Raw genomic sequence first — 18,314 nt, forward strand, 5'->3', positions numbered from 1 at the left:
CAACACGGCAGGCAAACACAGACCGCTTGAGATACACATCAACCGCGCTGCTTTTGCCTAACCGGACGAGACGTAAGCATTAAAGGCGCAGACCAATAAAACCAGGATGGGTTACATAAACACCATTGTCGATTTGTATCGAACAAATAGGTTGTTATCAACACATTTCAACAGCATGTCAGAACGGCGCGCTTTAGTTCAGCTGTTAGCTCGGCGCACCAAATTAGCTCATCAAAATTAAACACAACCTGAGTGCGGTTGAAAAAGCGTTACTAGAGAGGTTCCGTACTACGTTATTCAAAAGAGCTGCTAGTATTGTTTAAGTGTTGGCGATGCAGAACCAATGGAATATCCCGCAGGTGACCCAATTCTGAAACAATTTCAAAGTATCTTCGTAACCAAGGACCGGAACACTACCCCTCAAATATTAACTAAATTAGCTGACTGTATTCCGTGGTCTGTCAGGCTATTGGAGCATGAGTTAATAAAAGGAGAAAATTATGTTATACAAATTTATCATTACTCTAACAATTGTGACTTGCTGCTCGGCAGCAGCGGCACAGGATTTCTACGTGTCTCCCACGGGTAGCGACAAACTAAACGGGTTATCCCCTAGCGTCAATTTCTGGACCAAAACAGGCCCATTCAAAACAATTACTCGTGCCCAGCAAGCTATCCGGAAATTAAAAGCTGATGGTAAGTTTAATCAAACGATTACCGTGCACGTCGGCCAAGGCATTTACCGATTGCAAGCCCCGTTAGAATTTAACGACTCCGACTCTGGTTTGCCTGGGCAAGAAATTATTTGGGAGGGAGTGAAAAATGAAACCTTTTTGTCAGGAGCAATGTTACTAGACAACTGTGAACCTTTTGACATTACTAATCCCCTTGGAATCCTCAGTTGCTCAGTAGATAACCATACTATCGAACAAATCAAAACAGCATCAAATCCACGAATTGCGGGCGAAGCACCTCAATTCGAACTCTTCGTAGATGATGTCAAAATGCATCTGGCTAGATGGCCAAATAATAGTTGGCTCTACATTAGAAATGCGGTAACGACTAAAACCGAATTTAAAGTATTTCAAAAATTGCCCAAGCTATCAGGGGATCTAAGCAAAGCACAAGTGCATATTTTTCCGGGAAATGATTTTTTCGATCAATATATAGGTATATCGATGATCGACACGGCAAATAATCAAATAACACTGTCATCTAAAACACACCCCAAACTGACAGGAGCGCGACGATTTTACCTACAGAATTTCGCATCCGCATTGGATGCACCTGAAGAGTGGTTTTACGACGCTAATCTCGGAAAAATATACTTTATCCCCCCTAAGGGTAAAACGGGTCAAGAAATATCTATTTCACGCGCCAAAGGCTTATTGTCCATTGATTCGGCAAGTCATATAGAATTTAAAAATTTTGCCATTCAACACGTGACTGCTGACACAATTAAAGTATCAAACTCAGAAAATATACTCCTTGATACCCTAAAAGTAAGTGACGCCGGCGGCAAAGCAATTATTGTAACGGATAGCAAAAACATAACCATATCCAATTCTGAACTTTATAACTCCGGCCAAGGAGGAATATTTATATCCGGTGGAGACCGGCCCAAATTAGAATCCTCTCACAATCATGTTTACAATAACCATATCCATGACTATGACACCATACTTTACAATTATTCCCCTGCCCTAGAGCTTGCTGGCGTAGGAACAACTATCAATAATAATCTAATATCCTCTGGTTTTGGCGTTGCGCTTCTCATCACCGGCAACGACCACCTGATAGAAAAAAATGAAATTACAAATATTTGTCAGCAATCGGGAGACTGTGGAGCAATATATTCAGGGAGAGACTGGACGTACCGCGGCAATATTATCCGCTACAATAATATCCACGACCTGGATGGCTACACTTTAAATGGTAACACCTTAGACATAGAGAATAGTGTAATACAATACACACGAGACGGAGCAAGAGGAATATATCTTGACGATGCCGCAAGTGGCTACACTGTTTTTGGAAACATTTTAAATAACCCAGGCTCCATGGGTGTACACATAGGTGGGGGGCGGGATAATTTAATTGAAAACAATATTATTCTCTCGGATAGGCTAGGTATTTTTGTCGACTATCGCGGCTCATTTTTCGACTGGAACATACCTAGAGACAGCTTAAAAAGCATGCCGATAACAAGTTCGCTCTGGCAAAATAAATACCCTAAAATTGGGGCCACAATGCATGTAGATACTTGGCCAGAAGGAAATATATTTAGACGAAATGTAATTATATCAAGTAAACCTGATGGTCGTGCCCTACGTTATTGGATGCCCAAAGAGACAAATATCGTTAGCGACAATGTAGTCTGGCATACAGCGGCTGACTTTAAAGTTGATTATACCTTGCTAGACGTTCCAGTAAGAATAAATGGTGGTACGTGGACGAATTGGGTCAACAGGGGAATGGATACAAACAGCTTAAATGCGGACCCATGCTTAAGTATCTCGAGAAACAGTATTAAGATTAATTGTGCCGATTCGCCTCTTTACCAGGTCGGCTTTCAACCCATACCTTCTGACATTGGTTTAATTGCCAATTGATAAAATTATTTTAATAATTAATAGCCCATTAGAGCCGTCTATTGGGCTTTTTATTAATTAAGAACCACAAAACCCAAACACCGTTATATGGTACAGCTATTGCAATAATGCCAACAACCTCTCTGTGCTACCTATATGTTTCCGCCAATTCAGCTTAACGTGAACAACTATGACGAACCCTATTAAATATATATTTCTAAGCACAGTCGTTTCCTACTCTGATTTTGCTTCAGGCCTCGATCTATTTGTATCCCAAACTGGTAGCGATCAAGCGAATGGACTAAGCGCTAACTTGGAGCAGGCAGGTGGAAATGGTCCTTTCCAAACGATTGAACGCGCACAGCAGGCAATTAGAACTTTAAAAACCGATAGGAAATTTACCGAGCCGGTAACAATCCACATTCAATCAGGCACCTATACCTTAAGTAACACCTTATACTTCGACGAGCGAGATTCTGGAACCCCATCTAAAAAAATACATTGGCTTGGAGAAAATGGCCCTGTACTAATATCGGGCGGTATAACCCTTCAAAATTGTAAGCACGAAATCAGCACTATCTGGAGCTGTAAGACAGAAAACACGGGGCTTGATAATATTAAATATAATGCAGCAACCCGAAAGCACGGCAACATTCCTGGTTTTGATCTGTTTGTCGGCCAACAAAGACTGACCCTTGCTCGCTGGCCAAACACTGACTGGGCCCATATTAAAACCCCACACGACAAGCAAACCACTTTCAGCAGCTTTGAAAAGCTCCCAGAAATTAACAAAAATGATCTCAATAATGCCCAAGCACACATCTTCTCAGGCAATGATTGGTTTGATGAATATATTGGCATATCTTCAATCGAGCAAGGCCAAATTACCTTGGCAACTAAAGTCAAATACCCGTTGGCCAGCGGAAGAAGGTATTATCTACAAAATATACAGTCTGAACTAGACTCGCCAGGCGAGTGGTTTTATGACCAACCCAATAATACAATAAAGTTTATTCCACCAAATAACTCAACTCAAAACCTCATAACTGCCGCAAAATTAAAAAACTTGGCGATAATAAAAAATGTCAATAACATTGATTTTAGCAATCTGACATTCAGCCACAGCACTGACATCGCTATTACGATTAACGACAGTAATCACATCACTATCGATCATTTTGAGTTTAGCCACACTGGGGCGAAGGCCATTGAAGCAAAAAACAGTAACAATTTAGTCTTCTCTAATAGTCATGTCTATGACACTGGAGAGGGTGGGATATACATTAGCGGCGGAAACAGGAATACTCTAGAGTCTGGCAATAATATCGTTCACAACAACCATATTCATGATTTCGGTAATATTTTAATGACTTATACGCCCGCCATAGAGATTGCCGGCGTAGGCGCTAGGATTACACATAACCTGGTTGAACAAAGTCCTGGCGGTGGGATATTAATAAATGGCAACGACCATTTGATAGAGAAGAATGAAATTCATAATGTCTGCGAACAGGCGTCAGATTGCGGTGCGATATATTCTGGTAGAGACTGGACATATCGCGGGAATGTTATTAAAAATAATAGTATTCACGACCTATCGGGATACGGCTTAAAGAATGTTGACATTGCCAATAATATCATTAATTACGTTCGCCCCAGTAATGTAAAAGGGGTGTACCTTGATGATGGAGCGAGTGGATTTACTGTGATAGGCAATATTTTAAATTACGCAGGTTATGCAGCCATATTTTTAGGCGGGGGGCGCGACAATTACATAGAAAACAACGTTATCTTGACGGAAAGCTTCGGCCTATGGATTGACAATCGGTGGCCTGATTATAAATGGTCTGAAAATAAAAAAAGCCTAACCACCATGCCGTATAGAAACCGCACATGGTCTAACAAATATCCTAAACTAAGCGAACCAATGCATAACGAAACATGGCCAGAGGGCAATAATTTACAACGAAATATTATAGTATCCACGAATGCAAAAAACTCTGCTTTTCGATATATATTGCCAAAGAATAGCAATTACTTTAATCAAAACTTAGTATGGGGCGATTTGGGCCAAATAAATGTTGACTATATTATACTCGATGAAAATACCAGACATAATAGCGCGACATGGCAGGGCTGGGTAGAGAAAGGATTAGAAAACAACAGCGTCTTCGCCGACCCTTGTCTGAAAATCACGGGAAACCAAGTATCATTTTGCCCGCAATCCCCTGTTAGCAACATTAATTTTAAGCCTCTCCCCACAGATATCGGTATAATTAAATAATTGATCAGCTCAGTAAGCAGGAAAAAGCTTTTCCCGTAACACTAGAAAAGGCCTTTCAATTAATTTTGTAACCGCTACCGCCAATAAAATTGCCCCTATATATTTAAAAATCAAATCCATACCTGGCGTCACATTGAATAATGTGAATTTCTTGACAATCGCTTCAATAATCCTAATCATAACAAACTGATAAACATACATTGCATAAGAATATAATCCCAGCCAAGCCACCCCCTTTATTATTAAATTATTTCGGTCAAAAACTCTGAGCCTGTAACAATACAGCAGAAACGCCCCCGCAGTTAAATATGCAATTGTATGCCTTACTGTCAATTTGTAAGCGGGGCCGCCGTCAAACCTAATCAAAATTAAAATTCCTGACGCGAATATAATCAACAGAAGAAACTTCATTGAAGCAACCTGATTAAAATTTTCTTGTTTAAAAATCTTTAAATACGCCAAAAACATACCGAAAGCCAATGCATCAATTCGATAATGTGTTTGGAAATATATCTTCTCCACATCTACTGAATAATAGACAGCCATAGATCGAAAAATCAAGCAGGCAATCCAAATAACAGGAAGCACCAACACCATAGCGTTTATATTGCCGGACTCTCGCTTACTGAACATTAAAAAACCAAACGCAAATATTAAGTAAAAGTGCTCTTCTACAGCTAAGCTCCATAAATGCTTAAGTGGTGTAGTATAATAATTCTGGACATGAAAAACATTTTGCAGCAAAAACGTCTCCCACGAATACCGGCCAGAAACTAGCAACAAAAGTAAATACACATATAAAACGGGCCATATTTTAAATGCCCGCCTTATTAAAAATTTCCCCGCCCGGAACCTTCCTGTTCTTTGGTATTCAGCAAATATAAGTCCACCAATCAAAAATCCACTCAAAACAAAGAATAGATCCACACCAGCCCAACCTAATACCCTCCCTGGCATCAAAAGCATATCTACCGCTGATATACCAGTTAATGTCCCATTAAAATGCCACCCCATAGCAAGAAGAATAGCAATTCCCCTAATAAAATCCAAATACGTTTCCCTGGTTTTCATATCGAAGTTTCCAAAAGTTACAGCACCGAATTGTAGATTTTCATTAATGCAGAATAATTTTCTTCATCGGTATATTTTTCGTTAAAAACGCTCCTAGCATTCTCAGAGAACCGTTCGAGTTCTTTGGGATGATCAACGAGCCACTTAGCCTTATCCGCCAAATCATTCGCATCAGTCGGCGTAAATAATAATCCGGTTTTACCATCCTCAATAATGTCGAGCATGCTGCCTAATCTTGATGCTAGCACGGGCAATCCGTGAGCGAGAGCCTCCACCAAAACCAAAGGAAACCCTTCATACCATTCGGATGGAAGCACCAAAAAACTGGCCTGTTGCATTAATACACTAACTTCCGAAGGGGACCTCCTGCCGAGAACGGTTATATTAGCAATACCTTGAAGGCTATCTTCAAGCGGTCCGCTACCGGCAATCTTCAACTCACACTTACCTTCCAACTTGGACCAGGCTTTAACTAATGTTCTAATACCTTTTTCATCACTGATGCGCCCAACAAATAAGGCAAAACCAGGTTTAGCTTTTGCCATCGGCGCAGTAACTTTATACGGATCCCCGATAAAGTTAGGCTTAATCGCTATCTTTTCGACAGGAAATCCCGCTTGAACAAATTTGCTTTTCGCAAATTCCGTCAACGCTATAAATTTATTAACTTTGTTAGACCAAGTGCCTTGGTTACGATGATGAGAAACCATATGCGCCACCACCAGACTTCCCATTTTCGAACCACGGTAACAGCCGTAGAAAACAGCTTGATAAGGTGACCCTGAAATACATTGCTCGCATATTTTGCCCCCCCGCATTAGGATAGCACCTGGACAAATTAGACGGTAATTGTGCAGGGTCTGCACAACAGGAACGGCCTCTTGAATGCAAGCGTCATAAATAGATGGGCTAATTTGCGGAAAAAAATTGTGGACATGAACTATATCGGGCTTGAAGGCTTTTAATCGCTGAAGGGCGATTAACTTACTATCCCGCGAATATCGCGTACTAAGTGCAGTTTTGAATTTACCAAGTAAATTGCTTGGTAAATTTTTGTTATCGACCTCCCATAACTCAACGATATCCCCGTGCGACATCAGTAACTCCGCCTCGGCAGCCACTACACCATCCTCACCGCCAACTTGCTGGTATCGATTATGCACCATTAGTATTTTCACTAAAAACCCTCGCTTTCTAGCTATTGGCTATTTTTATATTTAAGATAACATTTCTTTTACAACACATAACAGGTGTTTGCCAAACTGAGTAATTCAGTGCAATCCAATTTACACATCTAGTTCGCAATGAAAGCCTTTATGCCATCAACAAAATTTGCCGCCATATTTTCTATAGTAAATTTCATACTACTATCTAACGCATTTGTACGTAATTTATTCAGCGTATCATCATCTCGAAGCACATCATCAACGGCTTGCGCATAATCCCGCTCATTTGCACCCGTCATTATTCCATTGACGTTTTGATCCAGATATTCTATTTCGGGACTATGATTGGAAATATCACAAGTAAAAAGAGGCAAACCTGCGGTAAAGGCATCCAATATGGCCAAACCAACCAGCCCAGGACATAAAAATAATTCCGCTACTCTAAAAGCAAGAGCCTTTTGTTCCGCAAACAATGGTCCAAGATATTTAATAAAGGAATAATTATCTGAATATTCCTTAACTATTGCCCGATCCGCACCATCGCCTACGATAATTAACACAAAGTTTGGGTTTAGCTCTCTAATAAGTAGTGCTGAATTTAGCAAAAATTCTATTTTTTTTTCTGCGTATAAACTACCACAATACAATCCAACACGAGAGTTCACTGAAATACCTAGCTCGTTCTTAAACTGCATCACCCTATCAGAACTCTGCTCGGCTAAAACCTTTCGGAAATTTGATGTGTCGACACTATTATTTAAAACAGTGATTTTTGCCGGGTCATAGCCTAATCCAGCAACATAATCTGCTACGCCTTTAGTATATGCAAACCACCAGTCACAATGAGTTGAAAGCCTTCTTTTAATAAGCTCACGAAAGGAGCTTGTATTACCCTGTCTATTCTGCCCATGCCCCCAATAAGCAAATTTCTTAAAACCACTCCATCGCAAAATGATTAATATATAATTATGAATATGCTTGTTCGCTTGTTCAGTAATAACAAAATCAGCCCACAATATATGACTAAAGTTAGAGTGCAAATAATGCAACCTCTCATCAAACACCCAATGACTTTTTTCGACGATACAGAATCCGTTACTCTCGCATATATTATCTGCTTTGCTAATCTCGTATTTTGGGGGACTTCCGGAAACCACTCTTAACTCATGCCCGCACTCTTTCAGGAGCTCGGACATCTTGACAAACAACGGCATTCGATATTGCTTCAGCATCGGCTGGAATATTAATATATTCATATTTTTTATAGCATAATAAAAAATTCAAAAACCAATCAACATATAGACAAACAGCAACTTGGCCGCTTGATATATACTACCACCTACACACCAATAATTTGCAACTCAAAGATGCTATCAAAACTGACGTAATATTCATGCAACTAAAAACCATTTTAATAATACAGAACTAAGCCACTAACAATCTGTTGAACTAACCCCCCCCTTCAAATCATAAACGCGAATTGAAAATCAAACCTTATACTAAGCTCGCTCTAGCATTCAGAGACAAAATCAAATAAATTTTCCAATTCTCAACTAATTTTTATATCGCAAGCTTGGCTTTATTACCAAACCCATATTAATTATCAAGCAATGATAGGCTTTCACCAGCCTGACGGCTATAGCAAGGCGTTTAACACGAGCGAGATTTAACGAAAAAATCACATGGAATAACTCTTTAATCTCAAATACGTACCAAATATCCAAAGCTATAATATCAGCCCAGACAACCTAAGTGTGCGCGGACCAAAACTAAGCAACTTCACGCCCCAGTTAACCTAGCCAACCAATTCTTACAAAAAAACCTTATATACGCTATTATTAAGCTCACATACAAATAAGCAATTCCAATTACCAGCGGCGATCACAATGGAACGAAACGCGAATATCGACATCTTGAAATTTACATTATCGTTTATGGTTATTGCCATACACTCACATTTATTAATTGAAACATCGCCAACAATTAATCATTTGCTGGAAAACGGCATCCTTAGAATTGCAGTACCTCTATTCTTCATCATAAATGGATATTACTTATTCGCCTTTTTCAATAAAAATCGCTTAATCGGCACATGGATAAAAAGGGTGACCGAGCTTTACTTGATATGGATGATTGCTTACCTTCCTCTTTACATACCCAGCGCTCTAAATGCAAAATCAATCTATCACTTCATCGTCACCCTAGTGTTTGGCTACCATCATCTTTGGTATATTGCCGGACTATTTGGATCGGGCTTACTTCTTTACTATCTAAAACAAAAATCGGACATTGTGATTTTTTGTTTATCATTATCACTATTTGCAATAGGGGTAACTCTCCAGTATGCATCTCTATATTGCACGTATGAGAATACAACAATTCAGAAAATTTTATCCAATTACTGGATCTATAGAAACTTCCTGTTCTTTGGGTTTCCTTTTTTATCGATTGGTTATTTAATCAACAAGAAAGACTTAGCTACGAATATCTCCAAAAAACTCCTTACTATTGGCATTTTACTTTCGGCTTTTTTGATAGCCATAGAAATATTTATAAATTTTGATCGAGAGCCCCACACCAAAAGCATTGACTTTTATTTTACATTTATTATTTTCTGCCCACTGACCTTTATTCTAATAGCAAACAATAAACACAAATTAAAAACCGACTATTTATCTAAGTCCGCAAGCGCGATTTATTTTACCCACCCATTCTTTATTTTTTTACTAAAAACGCAAACACCTATTCAAAATGGAACTCTATTGTTCTAACTAACAGCAATTCTAAGCCTACTTTCTACCTACCCATTATTCAAATTGAGTAAACGATTCAAATCGTTGCTTTAATATTTAAAATCGAAACACGTAGCCATTAGACTAACCACATTAAGCCATTCGAATTTTTGAAGATCAATAGAAAGCCGGCATTATTCCGCCACCAAAATTCTCCCTTTTTTCTTTCATGAATAGCCAGACAAAACCACTATTAGATGATCTGTTATCTTAGAAGATCATCATAAGTTTCTTCTAATTTTGCAGTACACGATAAAATATTAAAATTATTAACAACAAACTCTCGGGCTTTCTTGCTTTTTAACTCGAGCTCAACAGGGCTTGAAAGCAGCTGGTCAATTTTATCCGCCAGCGAAACATAATCATCCTCATCATACAAAAAGCCAGTTTCGCGTTCACTTAGCGCTTCTGCAATCCCACCTGACCTCGTCGCAATTACAGGCAACCCACATGCCTGCGCCTCTATCAGCGCGATACCAAAAGCCTCAGTTTGACCGGAGGAATCCATTCTACTTGCATGAACATATAATGCCGCGTTACTTAGCTCCTTTACCACTTCATCATGAGGCGCCGCCCCTCTCCATTCTATATGCTTCGAGATACCAAGTTCATTGGCTAAATGCATAAGTCGACTTGTTTCCGGACCTTCGCCTATTTGGATCAACTGCAATTCAGGGTGCTTGATTACCAATACTGATAAAGCCCGTATTATTGTGTCGATGCCTTTCCAGCCAACATGTCTAGATACGTTAATTAAACGATTTTTCACGACATCTCTGGAGGATACGTTGAATTTTGATATATCCACACCGATATATTCAACCGATATTTTATCAGGCGGGCATCCTCTAGCTATTAAGCGACTTTTTAAATACTCCGAAACCGCAATTACCTTTGATGCATATCTATATAATTCCTTTTCTCTGAGCAAAAATAATAAATTGGATACCCTACCCGACTTGAATTGCACCCACCTTGACTGTTGCACATCAAACCCGTGGAAAGTGACAAGCAGAGGGAGTTTTCTACGTTTTGCAAAAGGCAATATCATTGCCGCATCAGGACCAAAATGCGCATGTATTAATGAGGGCATTTCATCTACCGTAGCTAACCCAAATAGGGTAAATAAAATCCTTTTCCATAATACCCCCTCACCCAAATTTATGCATTTTAAGCTCTCAAAACCATTTAGCGAGGTGTTTTTTACTGTGTCTCTGCACCAAATCACTCTGTCATAATGCTTATATGCAGATAACTGAGACGGTATAAACGCCTCTGAAGGCACAAGAAAAACCGTACGATAAATAGCAATCAATTTTTTCATATACAAATTCTATAACACCAAAACACAAATTAAGCAACTAAGTTTTAGCACTCAACACAGCAAACCACTTAGCAGCCTACTAATTAAGGTTTAAGTTTGTATGACTTTAATATCTGAGCGCGATATTAAAATAGCCAGCATTAAATAAACAAGAATCGCAAAACCTTGCATAAAGATCTGATCGACTATTTCCAGTAATGAATATACCAACCCAAAATACAGAATTATTAAAACAACTGATCGAAAATATCTAAATACCATTGGCTGAATACTTTGAGATACAACTCGAACAAATATTAAACTCAATAGCTGGGAAAGCAATGCCGAGCATCCTGCACCAACATAGCCGTATATCGGAATCAAATAAAAGGCTGACAATAGCCCAACAATTGCGGAAAGACCTATCGTCCAAATACTCCAATGGGTTTTTCCTTCATTTAGAGTACCAATATTCATTGGCGTTATCATTGCTGTAGAAACTGCAGCGCAAAGCAATAAGCCCATCGTTATGCTGTCAAAACCATTTATTTTATTGGCATACCAACCAATCAATTTAGGAGCCAGGACCCACATACATGCTGCCGCGCAGAGATAATATATGAGAAGAAGGTTTGTTGCCGCGTTAAAAAAAGCGGCACCTGCATCCTTATCTTTGGCGTGACGGAAACGAGCAGCCGGCCACCATAGATTTATTGGCGCGGAGGCAAACGCTAACGCCCCAGATAATTTTGCCATTGTAACGTACCCAGCTAGTTTATCTGGTGCCATTAATGCATCAATAAAATAGCGATCTCCATTTGTTACAACCAGAGATAACGCGGACGAAAATACAATTGGTATCCCATATCGCACCGCTGATAAATAAACTTGCTTTTTATCTGTTGCTGAAGAAATGACATTATGGACCATTTTAGTATTTACTCTAGAAATGAAAAGCAAAGCCATAAGATCCAACAGTATTAAAATCTCTATGTAAGTAACAAGTTCAATCGTTACCTCCAATAGCATTAACACTGCCAATACAACACCTAAAAAACCAAACTTTATCCAAACCACCTTAACGTAAGCTTTGACATCAGACTGACCTCTTGAAATTGATTGCCCTAACAAAATAAAGCTTTCAAGAAAGGAATACACAAAAACCACGCCGAATATTACTATGGCGTTTTCGAAGCCTAAATATCTAACGGCAACAAACGCACCAAGCGCACTTATAATTATGGACGGAACTACTCCATATCTATATTGCAACATATAAATATATTTAGGCGATATTAAATCACTGGCAAGCAAACGAATATATCCATGATTAGCACCTATCAAGCTAAACTGGGCCAGCAGTAACACGAGGGGCTCTAGTATCGCCCAAAGAGCGAATTCTCTTGCACCAACAATCCTTATTAACAATGGCACACCTAAAAACGCTACAAGCCCTTGTAGCAAAGTAGCCGCACCGTAGCCAAATACTGTTTTTACAGCAGCTAATTTCATTTCTTTACTTGCACCCTTCAAAAAATCCCTTTCATGATAACTATTTAGCCAATTTTACCATTGAAATTTTATTAATTCCTGAGATTGTTGGCATACGACTCTTGTCGCTCTATCTGTGACAATGCTAAAAAATAGAACACCATAACATGTTGATATATCAAAACATTATCAGTGAAGAAAATAATAGTTATAAACAAGCTCAAAGTACGCTTATTTATAGAGCCATGCTTGTTGAATAAATACAAAAAAGCAAAAAATACGACACCTCCAAATTGCATTAACAACAGCAACAAATCATTATGAAGCAATACATTTTCTGAGTGAAAAGCCCTGTCCAACACTTCAGTAACTTTTCCTTGGCCAACCCCATAAAATATAAAGTCGACATAACTGAAGTTTAACGCCCTCAATACGGTACTCCATAGCTGCTGCCTTCCTTTAGTTAACTGATTAGTTGATTGATCAAAATATTCCCTTATATATGAATCGAATGCCCCATCCGCTAGCTCAATAGTTAAAAAAACCGCTAAACCTGCAAAAATTGTAACTGTTAATGGATTAATTATTAAATCCCTTATATTTTTACCCATAAAATGAGGAATAATTGACACCAATAACGCCAATATCACAATCCTTTTTAGCATTAAAACGCATAACAAAAGTGACAAAGCAAACGAAATATATTTTTTAGTCAGAAAAAAATACAATACAATGATACCAACAGGAAATGCAAGAGTACTCTCAAAGGATGACTCGGAGTTTGCAATTGAGAAATTGAACTTTTTAACACCTCCCATTATTATAATCTGGATTATAAATAACAGGATAATAACCCCAATCGTCTTATTAAAATTAATTTGAATTTTTGAGAAGTCAAATATAGAAAATACAAAAGCATACACAAATATAAAATAACTTATTTTGAATGTATCAAAAGTTAAATCATATACAGATGGCAGACTCGCCAATAACAAAAGAATAAATGGCGCCGCGCGATTACCAATCGAATATTTTCCACCCAATATCCAGATTAAAATAGCTGGCAGTGGCGCAAGATAGAAAGCGTATCTTACCGAATAAAACCCGGTCATTGAAATATACAGCAATAACATGAGCACAAAATATGCGTACTTTTCTGCTCGCCCCTCTACTTGTAAACCAGATATATTTTCCATATTTTTATATAAAAATCTTCTTCGAGTTAGCAACAACCCATACATTAACTTTAACTCTCTTTACTTTTGGAGCTTATCACCAATAAAGAGCGATTAATTATAAGGCGCGAAAACATTATTCCAGACAAGTCTGCAAATAAATCACCGAAGCTTGCTTTCCTATTAGGATTTGTCATTTGCCCCCCTTCCTGAGCAACACCAAAGAGAATCAAAATCAGGAAAGGCTTGAAATATAGTGGAATAGTCACCGAACCAGTCGCACATACATGCGCAGCGCTAACCAACATCCCAAGGATAAGAAACGCTATAAAATGAGCGAGTTTATCTAGCCCATATACCTGCCCTATGAATGATGAGGGCGGTTCCGAAGACTCTGCAAACAAATACACCATACTTATAATAGTTAATAATACAAATACGATTGCAAGCTTACGATTTCCTTTCAATTTATTCATTCTATGTTTATTTCTTAGCTTGAATGGTGCTTCACTTGTAACTGGAAAAGAATGCACTATCCCACCCATAGACATATACCAAGGAACTTCTGAGCCATGGGCAATTACGAGCGCGCATATTGCTTAAAATACATTCCACCTTCGCTATTCGCTAAACCTACCCCTCGAAATGTTTCGCTCTAATAGTATTGTCGAATAGTTGATTGAGAATAGTTTTCAGGTATTGTGAACTGGTAAAGCTAAATTTAATATTTGCGCCGCCCCCCAGCCTTACGGAGCAGCGTGTGTACAAACATCATTTCGCGAAAAGTCGGGAACGTCATACATCGTAAGACAATACCCGTTGAATTAAGTTGAGTTGCTTTAGGCTATGCCCAGGAAAGAAAAGGCTCTGCGAAGAAAATTTGAGCTTCGGCCCCGTTCACGCATCAGCTCGTGTTGCCTCTGCCAGCGGTTTGTCTTCACTTATCTGACTGCTTACCTTCGATTGGCAAGCAGTTTGTATTTGCGATATTTTATTAACCTAAGGGTTGTGATGAGGGCGGATACCCATCTTGTTTAATTTCCTCCGAACCTCCTCCAGCAGGGCAGGGAAGCTAGCTTACTTTAGGGGGCACTACTGCAAAGAAGAAGGGCTTTTACTCAATAAGCCTGCTGCCCCACAAATCCTTTGAAAATAGTCAATATTACAATCTTTAAATCTAAAATGACTGACCACTGCCGTATGTATTCCAAATCGTGATGAATCCGTCTTTCCATTTTATCGATGGTTTCGGTTTCGCCTCTGCAACCGCTGATTTGCGCCAAACCGGTGATGCCGGGTTTCATTTTGTGCCGCAGCATATAGCCTTGAATCTGTTTGCGGTAGTATTCATTGTGAGCCACCGCATGCGGCCGTGGACCGACCACGGACATGGTGCCGCTCAACACATTTAGAAATTGCGGTAATTCGTCTAACGAGGTGCGGCGCAGAAAACCGCCCAAGGGTGTCACGCGGCTATCGTTAGCAGTGGCTTGTTTGATAGTGTCGCCATTTTCGCACACGGACATGGATCGAAATTTCCATACCTCAATCTGCTCGCCCTTAACGCCGTAACGCATTTGCTTGAAAATGATCGGCCCCGGCGAGGTAATCTTGATGGCAATAGCGATAATCAACATCGGGATAGCGATAATCGGCAAAATGATCGCACACAGCAACAGATCCTCAAGGCGTTTGGCGAAGCCATCCAGCGATGAATTTAAAGGCGTATCGAAGACGCTGACCACCGGAATACCTTTTACGCTGCTGAGTTTGGACTGCATCAGGTTGAAGGTAAAAAAGTCCGGAACAATGTTGACCGACACGGTGCTGTCAGCCAGTTCTCGAATCAATTGGTTAATTCGCTTTTCCGCACGCAAGGGCAAGGTGATGTAGATATGATCGATTTCTCCGCGCTGCGCTCTTTCCAGCAGCTCTTTGAAGTCGCCAACGATGACGTCGACCATGTCTTCATCCTGCCTGCGCTGCTTGTTCTCTATGCGGTCGTCAAAAAAACCAACAAAGCTATAACCCAGCCAAGGCATTTCGGTCAGCGCGGTATTTAGGCGTTTACCTAGGGAATTGCCGCCCAAAATCGCGTAGTTACGGGTATTAAGTCCGTGCATCCGCAAATAAGACAATGTCGAGCGGCGCAACGAGTGCAGCATGATGATGCTGAGCGGCGCCAGCGGCAACCACAATTCCAATACTTGCCGCGAGTATTCAAAACCCAGGTCAAATACGAAAAAGCTGCTGGCAATCAGCGCGAAGGCCACTATCCACGACAGTAATATCCGCACAGCATCGTCAAATAGGGGATCACCGCGCCAGCCGTGATAGATCTCTTGATGCTCGGCAAAAATACCGAACAGCACGGTACAGACAATAAACAAGCCCAGGTATTCACGGTCGAACGGCTCACCGTAAATGTGCAGCGAGACGTATAGCGTGATAAAAATCAACGCGGTGTCCATGGCCCGCTTAATGCTCTGCAATTCCGGCTGTAGCGGCCTGATAAATCCTTTTGGGCGAAACTGATTCATATCAAATATACTGGTTAGCTTAATGAGTTGATCATTTGCCTGCCTGATTATAGGACTTTAAGCCAAAATTATTTCAGCTTAATGAAAGTTTAATGAAACACCGGCGGCGGCATGTAAACCGTCCGTTGCCTACAAGTTTTTCACGCATGCCGCTTCTTAGTGACATCGCAGGCGCAACTATTGTTAATTAAACACCAACTGAAAAATCAACGTTGTTTGTAAACCACTTTAGCAGGTCTTGCCAAGCTCACCAATAAAAACGCTACCCTTAATCAAGTAAACAGACTATTTCATAATCCTTATGACAGAATCTTTCATATCAAACAAAGCCATTCCCGTCCGCGAACGCCTGATCATGGCGCTGGATGTTTCCAGCATTGCAGAAGCGCAAGCTTTGGTCGAAGAACTGGGTGAAGCGGTGATTTTTTACAAAGTGGGCATGGAGCTATTCATGTCAGGTGATTATTTCGGATTTATCGAATGGCTGAAGGCCCGTGACAAAAAAGTGTTTGTCGATCTTAAATTCTTCGACATTCCAGCCACGGTGGGCAGGGCAATTAAAGCGCTAAGTAACAAAGGCGTGGATCTGGCCACTATCCACGGCAACGATTCCATTATGGAAGCAGCGGCAGCGGCGAAAGGCGACTTAAAAGTGTTGGCCGTCACCGCATTAACCAGCCTGGATCGCGGCGATTTGGACGACTTGGGCTTTCAATGCGATGTGCGCGAGCTGGTGTTGTCCCGCGCTAAGCGGGCGTTGCAAATTGGTTGCGACGGTATCGTCTCATCAGGCCTGGAAGTAGCAATGATTAGGCAACAACTGGGCGAAAAGCTGCTGGTAATCACTCCCGGTATCCGGCCGGTGGATAACCGCGAAGACGATGATCAAAAACGCGCGGTCAGTGTCGAGCAAGCGATTCAGAACGGCGCGGATTACATAGTAGTGGGCAGGCCTATCCGCGACGCGACTGATCGCCGGGCGATGGCGGAAAACATCCAGGGACAGATTGCGGCGCAGTTTGCTTGAGTATTTGCGCCAAAGCTTTCTGGAATTTTATTCTCGGTATTTTTGCTTGAAGGGCAAAAAATTAAATTTGCCGGGGCTTTTAGCTCCCCTCACCCCAGCCCTCTCACAAGGGGAGAAAGGGAATACCGATATTTTTGCTAGCTAGACTAAATTTGGATCGCCTCATCTAGCTCGGAAATATAACTCCCTCTCCCCCCGGGAGAGGGCAGGGGTGAGGGAATCCAAAAAAGGCTTTTGCAATGAAAGATTTGGCCCGTTCATTACGCAAAAATCAAACCGACGCAGAACGAGTGATTTGGCAACAGCTGAGGAATCGGCAATTGTTGGGCTGTAAATTTCGTAGACAGCAGGTTATCGGCCCATTTATCGTTGATTTTGTTTGCTTGGAACCCAAGTTGGTAATTGAAGTTGATGGCGGGCAGCATGCCGAGCAACAAGAATACGATCAAAACAGAAGCCATTATTTACAGCGGCTGGGGTATCGGGTGCTGCGATTTTGGAATCATGAGGTTTTACAAAACAGGCTTGCCGTAATGGAAGTAATTCGTCTGGCTGTAATTGAGTTAATAGAACCTGTAAAAACCTAGCCCCCCTCTTAAAGAAGACTGGGATCAGGGAATTAAAATAGTTGATCCCCTCACCCTAGCCCTCTCCCGGAGGGAGAGGGGATGCTCCAAACTTATTCGCTTTGGCCTGGAGAAGTAATAACGTCAATTCACCCCCTCTCCTGCTGGACGACTGCATGGATGCAGGATATATGGCAACGCTGGGAGTAATTGCCGAGGGTTGCGGTGAGAAGAAAAAATCAATTAACTGCAGGCCCTCCCACGGAGGAAGTGGGTATTTGTTGAGCCGCCCAAAAGCGGGTGTTCGG

General features: G+C 40.7%; 13 protein-coding genes. 5 read left to right on the forward strand and 8 right to left on the reverse strand.

Annotation, left to right across the window (positions count from 1 at the left end; all coding sequences use genetic code 11):
• Positions 1 to 500 precede the first annotated feature (500 nt).
• Together JWZ98_RS20860 and JWZ98_RS20865 are read left to right on the forward strand one after the other, a co-directional pair.
• Positions 501 to 2,612 carry a right-handed parallel beta-helix repeat-containing protein gene (locus JWZ98_RS20860; protein WP_205451595.1) on the forward strand — a complete coding sequence of 704 codons (2,112 nt, stop codon included), beginning with the start codon at positions 501 to 503 and terminating at the stop codon, positions 2,610 to 2,612.
• Positions 2,613 to 2,781: 169 nt separating this feature from the next.
• Complete coding sequence (locus JWZ98_RS20865) at positions 2,782 to 4,875, forward strand: right-handed parallel beta-helix repeat-containing protein (RefSeq protein WP_205451596.1); 2,094 nt, start codon at positions 2,782 to 2,784, stop codon at positions 4,873 to 4,875.
• 9 nt (positions 4,876 to 4,884) lie between these two features.
• Here JWZ98_RS20865 and JWZ98_RS20870 read toward each other — a convergent pair whose 3' ends face one another.
• From JWZ98_RS20870 to JWZ98_RS20880, 3 genes are all read right to left on the reverse strand, one after another.
• A complete protein-coding gene (locus JWZ98_RS20870; RefSeq protein WP_205451598.1) occupies positions 4,885 to 5,946 on the reverse strand; it encodes an acyltransferase in 1,062 nt (353 codons plus the stop codon).
• A gap of 17 nt (positions 5,947 to 5,963) precedes the next feature.
• Positions 5,964 to 7,124, reverse strand: a complete 1,161-nt coding sequence (locus JWZ98_RS20875; RefSeq protein WP_205451600.1) for a glycosyltransferase — start codon at positions 7,122 to 7,124, stop codon at positions 5,964 to 5,966.
• A 116-nt stretch (positions 7,125 to 7,240) separates the two neighbouring features.
• Positions 7,241 to 8,368, reverse strand: a complete 1,128-nt coding sequence (locus JWZ98_RS20880) for a glycosyltransferase family 4 protein (protein WP_205451602.1) — start codon at positions 8,366 to 8,368, stop codon at positions 7,241 to 7,243.
• Between the two features lie 630 nt (positions 8,369 to 8,998).
• Here JWZ98_RS20880 and JWZ98_RS20885 point away from each other — a divergent pair.
• On the forward strand, positions 8,999 to 9,883 hold the full coding sequence (locus JWZ98_RS20885) for an acyltransferase family protein (RefSeq protein ID WP_275899144.1): 885 nt from the start codon (positions 8,999 to 9,001) through the stop codon (positions 9,881 to 9,883).
• 226 nt (positions 9,884 to 10,109) lie between these two features.
• Here the strand turns inward: JWZ98_RS20885 and JWZ98_RS20890 are convergent, their stop codons facing one another.
• The 5 genes from JWZ98_RS20890 to JWZ98_RS20910 all read right to left on the reverse strand — a co-directional run bounded on the left by JWZ98_RS20890 (position 10,110) and on the right by JWZ98_RS20910 (position 16,413).
• The gene (locus JWZ98_RS20890; RefSeq protein WP_205451604.1) at positions 10,110 to 11,228 is read right to left on the reverse strand and encodes a glycosyltransferase; all 1,119 of its coding nucleotides are present in this window, start codon (positions 11,226 to 11,228) and stop codon (positions 10,110 to 10,112) included.
• A gap of 90 nt (positions 11,229 to 11,318) precedes the next feature.
• Complete coding sequence (locus JWZ98_RS20895) at positions 11,319 to 12,719, reverse strand: lipopolysaccharide biosynthesis protein (protein ID WP_205451605.1); 1,401 nt, start codon at positions 12,717 to 12,719, stop codon at positions 11,319 to 11,321.
• 71 nt (positions 12,720 to 12,790) lie between these two features.
• Positions 12,791 to 13,894 carry a hypothetical protein gene (locus JWZ98_RS20900; protein WP_205451606.1) on the reverse strand — a complete coding sequence of 368 codons (1,104 nt, stop codon included), beginning with the start codon at positions 13,892 to 13,894 and terminating at the stop codon, positions 12,791 to 12,793.
• 50 nt (positions 13,895 to 13,944) lie between these two features.
• Positions 13,945 to 14,349: a VanZ family protein gene (locus JWZ98_RS20905; RefSeq protein WP_205451607.1), complete on the reverse strand. Its 405-nt coding sequence runs from the start codon at positions 14,347 to 14,349 to the stop codon at positions 13,945 to 13,947.
• 642 nt (positions 14,350 to 14,991) lie between these two features.
• The gene (locus tag JWZ98_RS20910; RefSeq protein ID WP_240348122.1) at positions 14,992 to 16,413 is read right to left on the reverse strand and encodes an undecaprenyl-phosphate glucose phosphotransferase; all 1,422 of its coding nucleotides are present in this window, start codon (positions 16,411 to 16,413) and stop codon (positions 14,992 to 14,994) included.
• Between the two features lie 301 nt (positions 16,414 to 16,714).
• Here JWZ98_RS20910 and pyrF point away from each other — a divergent pair, with 301 nt between their 5' ends.
• Both pyrF and JWZ98_RS20920 read left to right on the forward strand, forming a co-directional pair.
• On the forward strand, positions 16,715 to 17,440 hold the full coding sequence (gene pyrF, locus JWZ98_RS20915; protein ID WP_205451608.1) for an orotidine-5'-phosphate decarboxylase: 726 nt from the start codon (positions 16,715 to 16,717) through the stop codon (positions 17,438 to 17,440).
• A gap of 239 nt (positions 17,441 to 17,679) precedes the next feature.
• Positions 17,680 to 18,027, forward strand: coding sequence for an endonuclease domain-containing protein (locus JWZ98_RS20920; RefSeq protein WP_205451609.1), 348 nt, complete (start codon positions 17,680 to 17,682; stop codon positions 18,025 to 18,027).
• The last annotated feature ends 287 nt before the right edge of the window (positions 18,028 to 18,314 follow it).

Source organism: Methylomonas sp. EFPC1 (genome assembly GCF_016925515.1).
In the GTDB taxonomy this organism is placed as follows: Bacteria; Pseudomonadota; Gammaproteobacteria; order Methylococcales; family Methylomonadaceae; genus Methylomonas; species Methylomonas defluvii.

Coding starts and splice junctions, on each gene's coding strand:
- JWZ98_RS20910 (WP_240348122.1), bottom strand. CDS start 16,413: ATGAATCAGTTTCGCCCAAAAGGATTTATCAGGCCGCTACAGCCGGAA.
- JWZ98_RS20920 (WP_205451609.1), top strand. CDS start 17,680: ATGAAAGATTTGGCCCGTTCATTACGCAAAAATCAAACCGACGCAGAA.
- JWZ98_RS20865 (WP_205451596.1), top strand. CDS start 2,782: ATGACGAACCCTATTAAATATATATTTCTAAGCACAGTCGTTTCCTAC.
- JWZ98_RS20880 (WP_205451602.1), bottom strand. CDS start 8,368: ATGAATATATTAATATTCCAGCCGATGCTGAAGCAATATCGAATGCCG.
- JWZ98_RS20870 (WP_205451598.1), bottom strand. CDS start 5,946: ATGAAAACCAGGGAAACGTATTTGGATTTTATTAGGGGAATTGCTATT.
- JWZ98_RS20900 (WP_205451606.1), bottom strand. CDS start 13,894: ATGGAAAATATATCTGGTTTACAAGTAGAGGGGCGAGCAGAAAAGTAC.
- JWZ98_RS20885 (WP_275899144.1), top strand. CDS start 8,999: ATGGAACGAAACGCGAATATCGACATCTTGAAATTTACATTATCGTTT.
- JWZ98_RS20890 (WP_205451604.1), bottom strand. CDS start 11,228: ATGAAAAAATTGATTGCTATTTATCGTACGGTTTTTCTTGTGCCTTCA.
- JWZ98_RS20905 (WP_205451607.1), bottom strand. CDS start 14,349: ATGAATAAATTGAAAGGAAATCGTAAGCTTGCAATCGTATTTGTATTA.
- pyrF (WP_205451608.1), top strand. CDS start 16,715: ATGACAGAATCTTTCATATCAAACAAAGCCATTCCCGTCCGCGAACGC.
- JWZ98_RS20895 (WP_205451605.1), bottom strand. CDS start 12,719: ATGAAATTAGCTGCTGTAAAAACAGTATTTGGCTACGGTGCGGCTACT.
- JWZ98_RS20860 (WP_205451595.1), top strand. CDS start 501: ATGTTATACAAATTTATCATTACTCTAACAATTGTGACTTGCTGCTCG.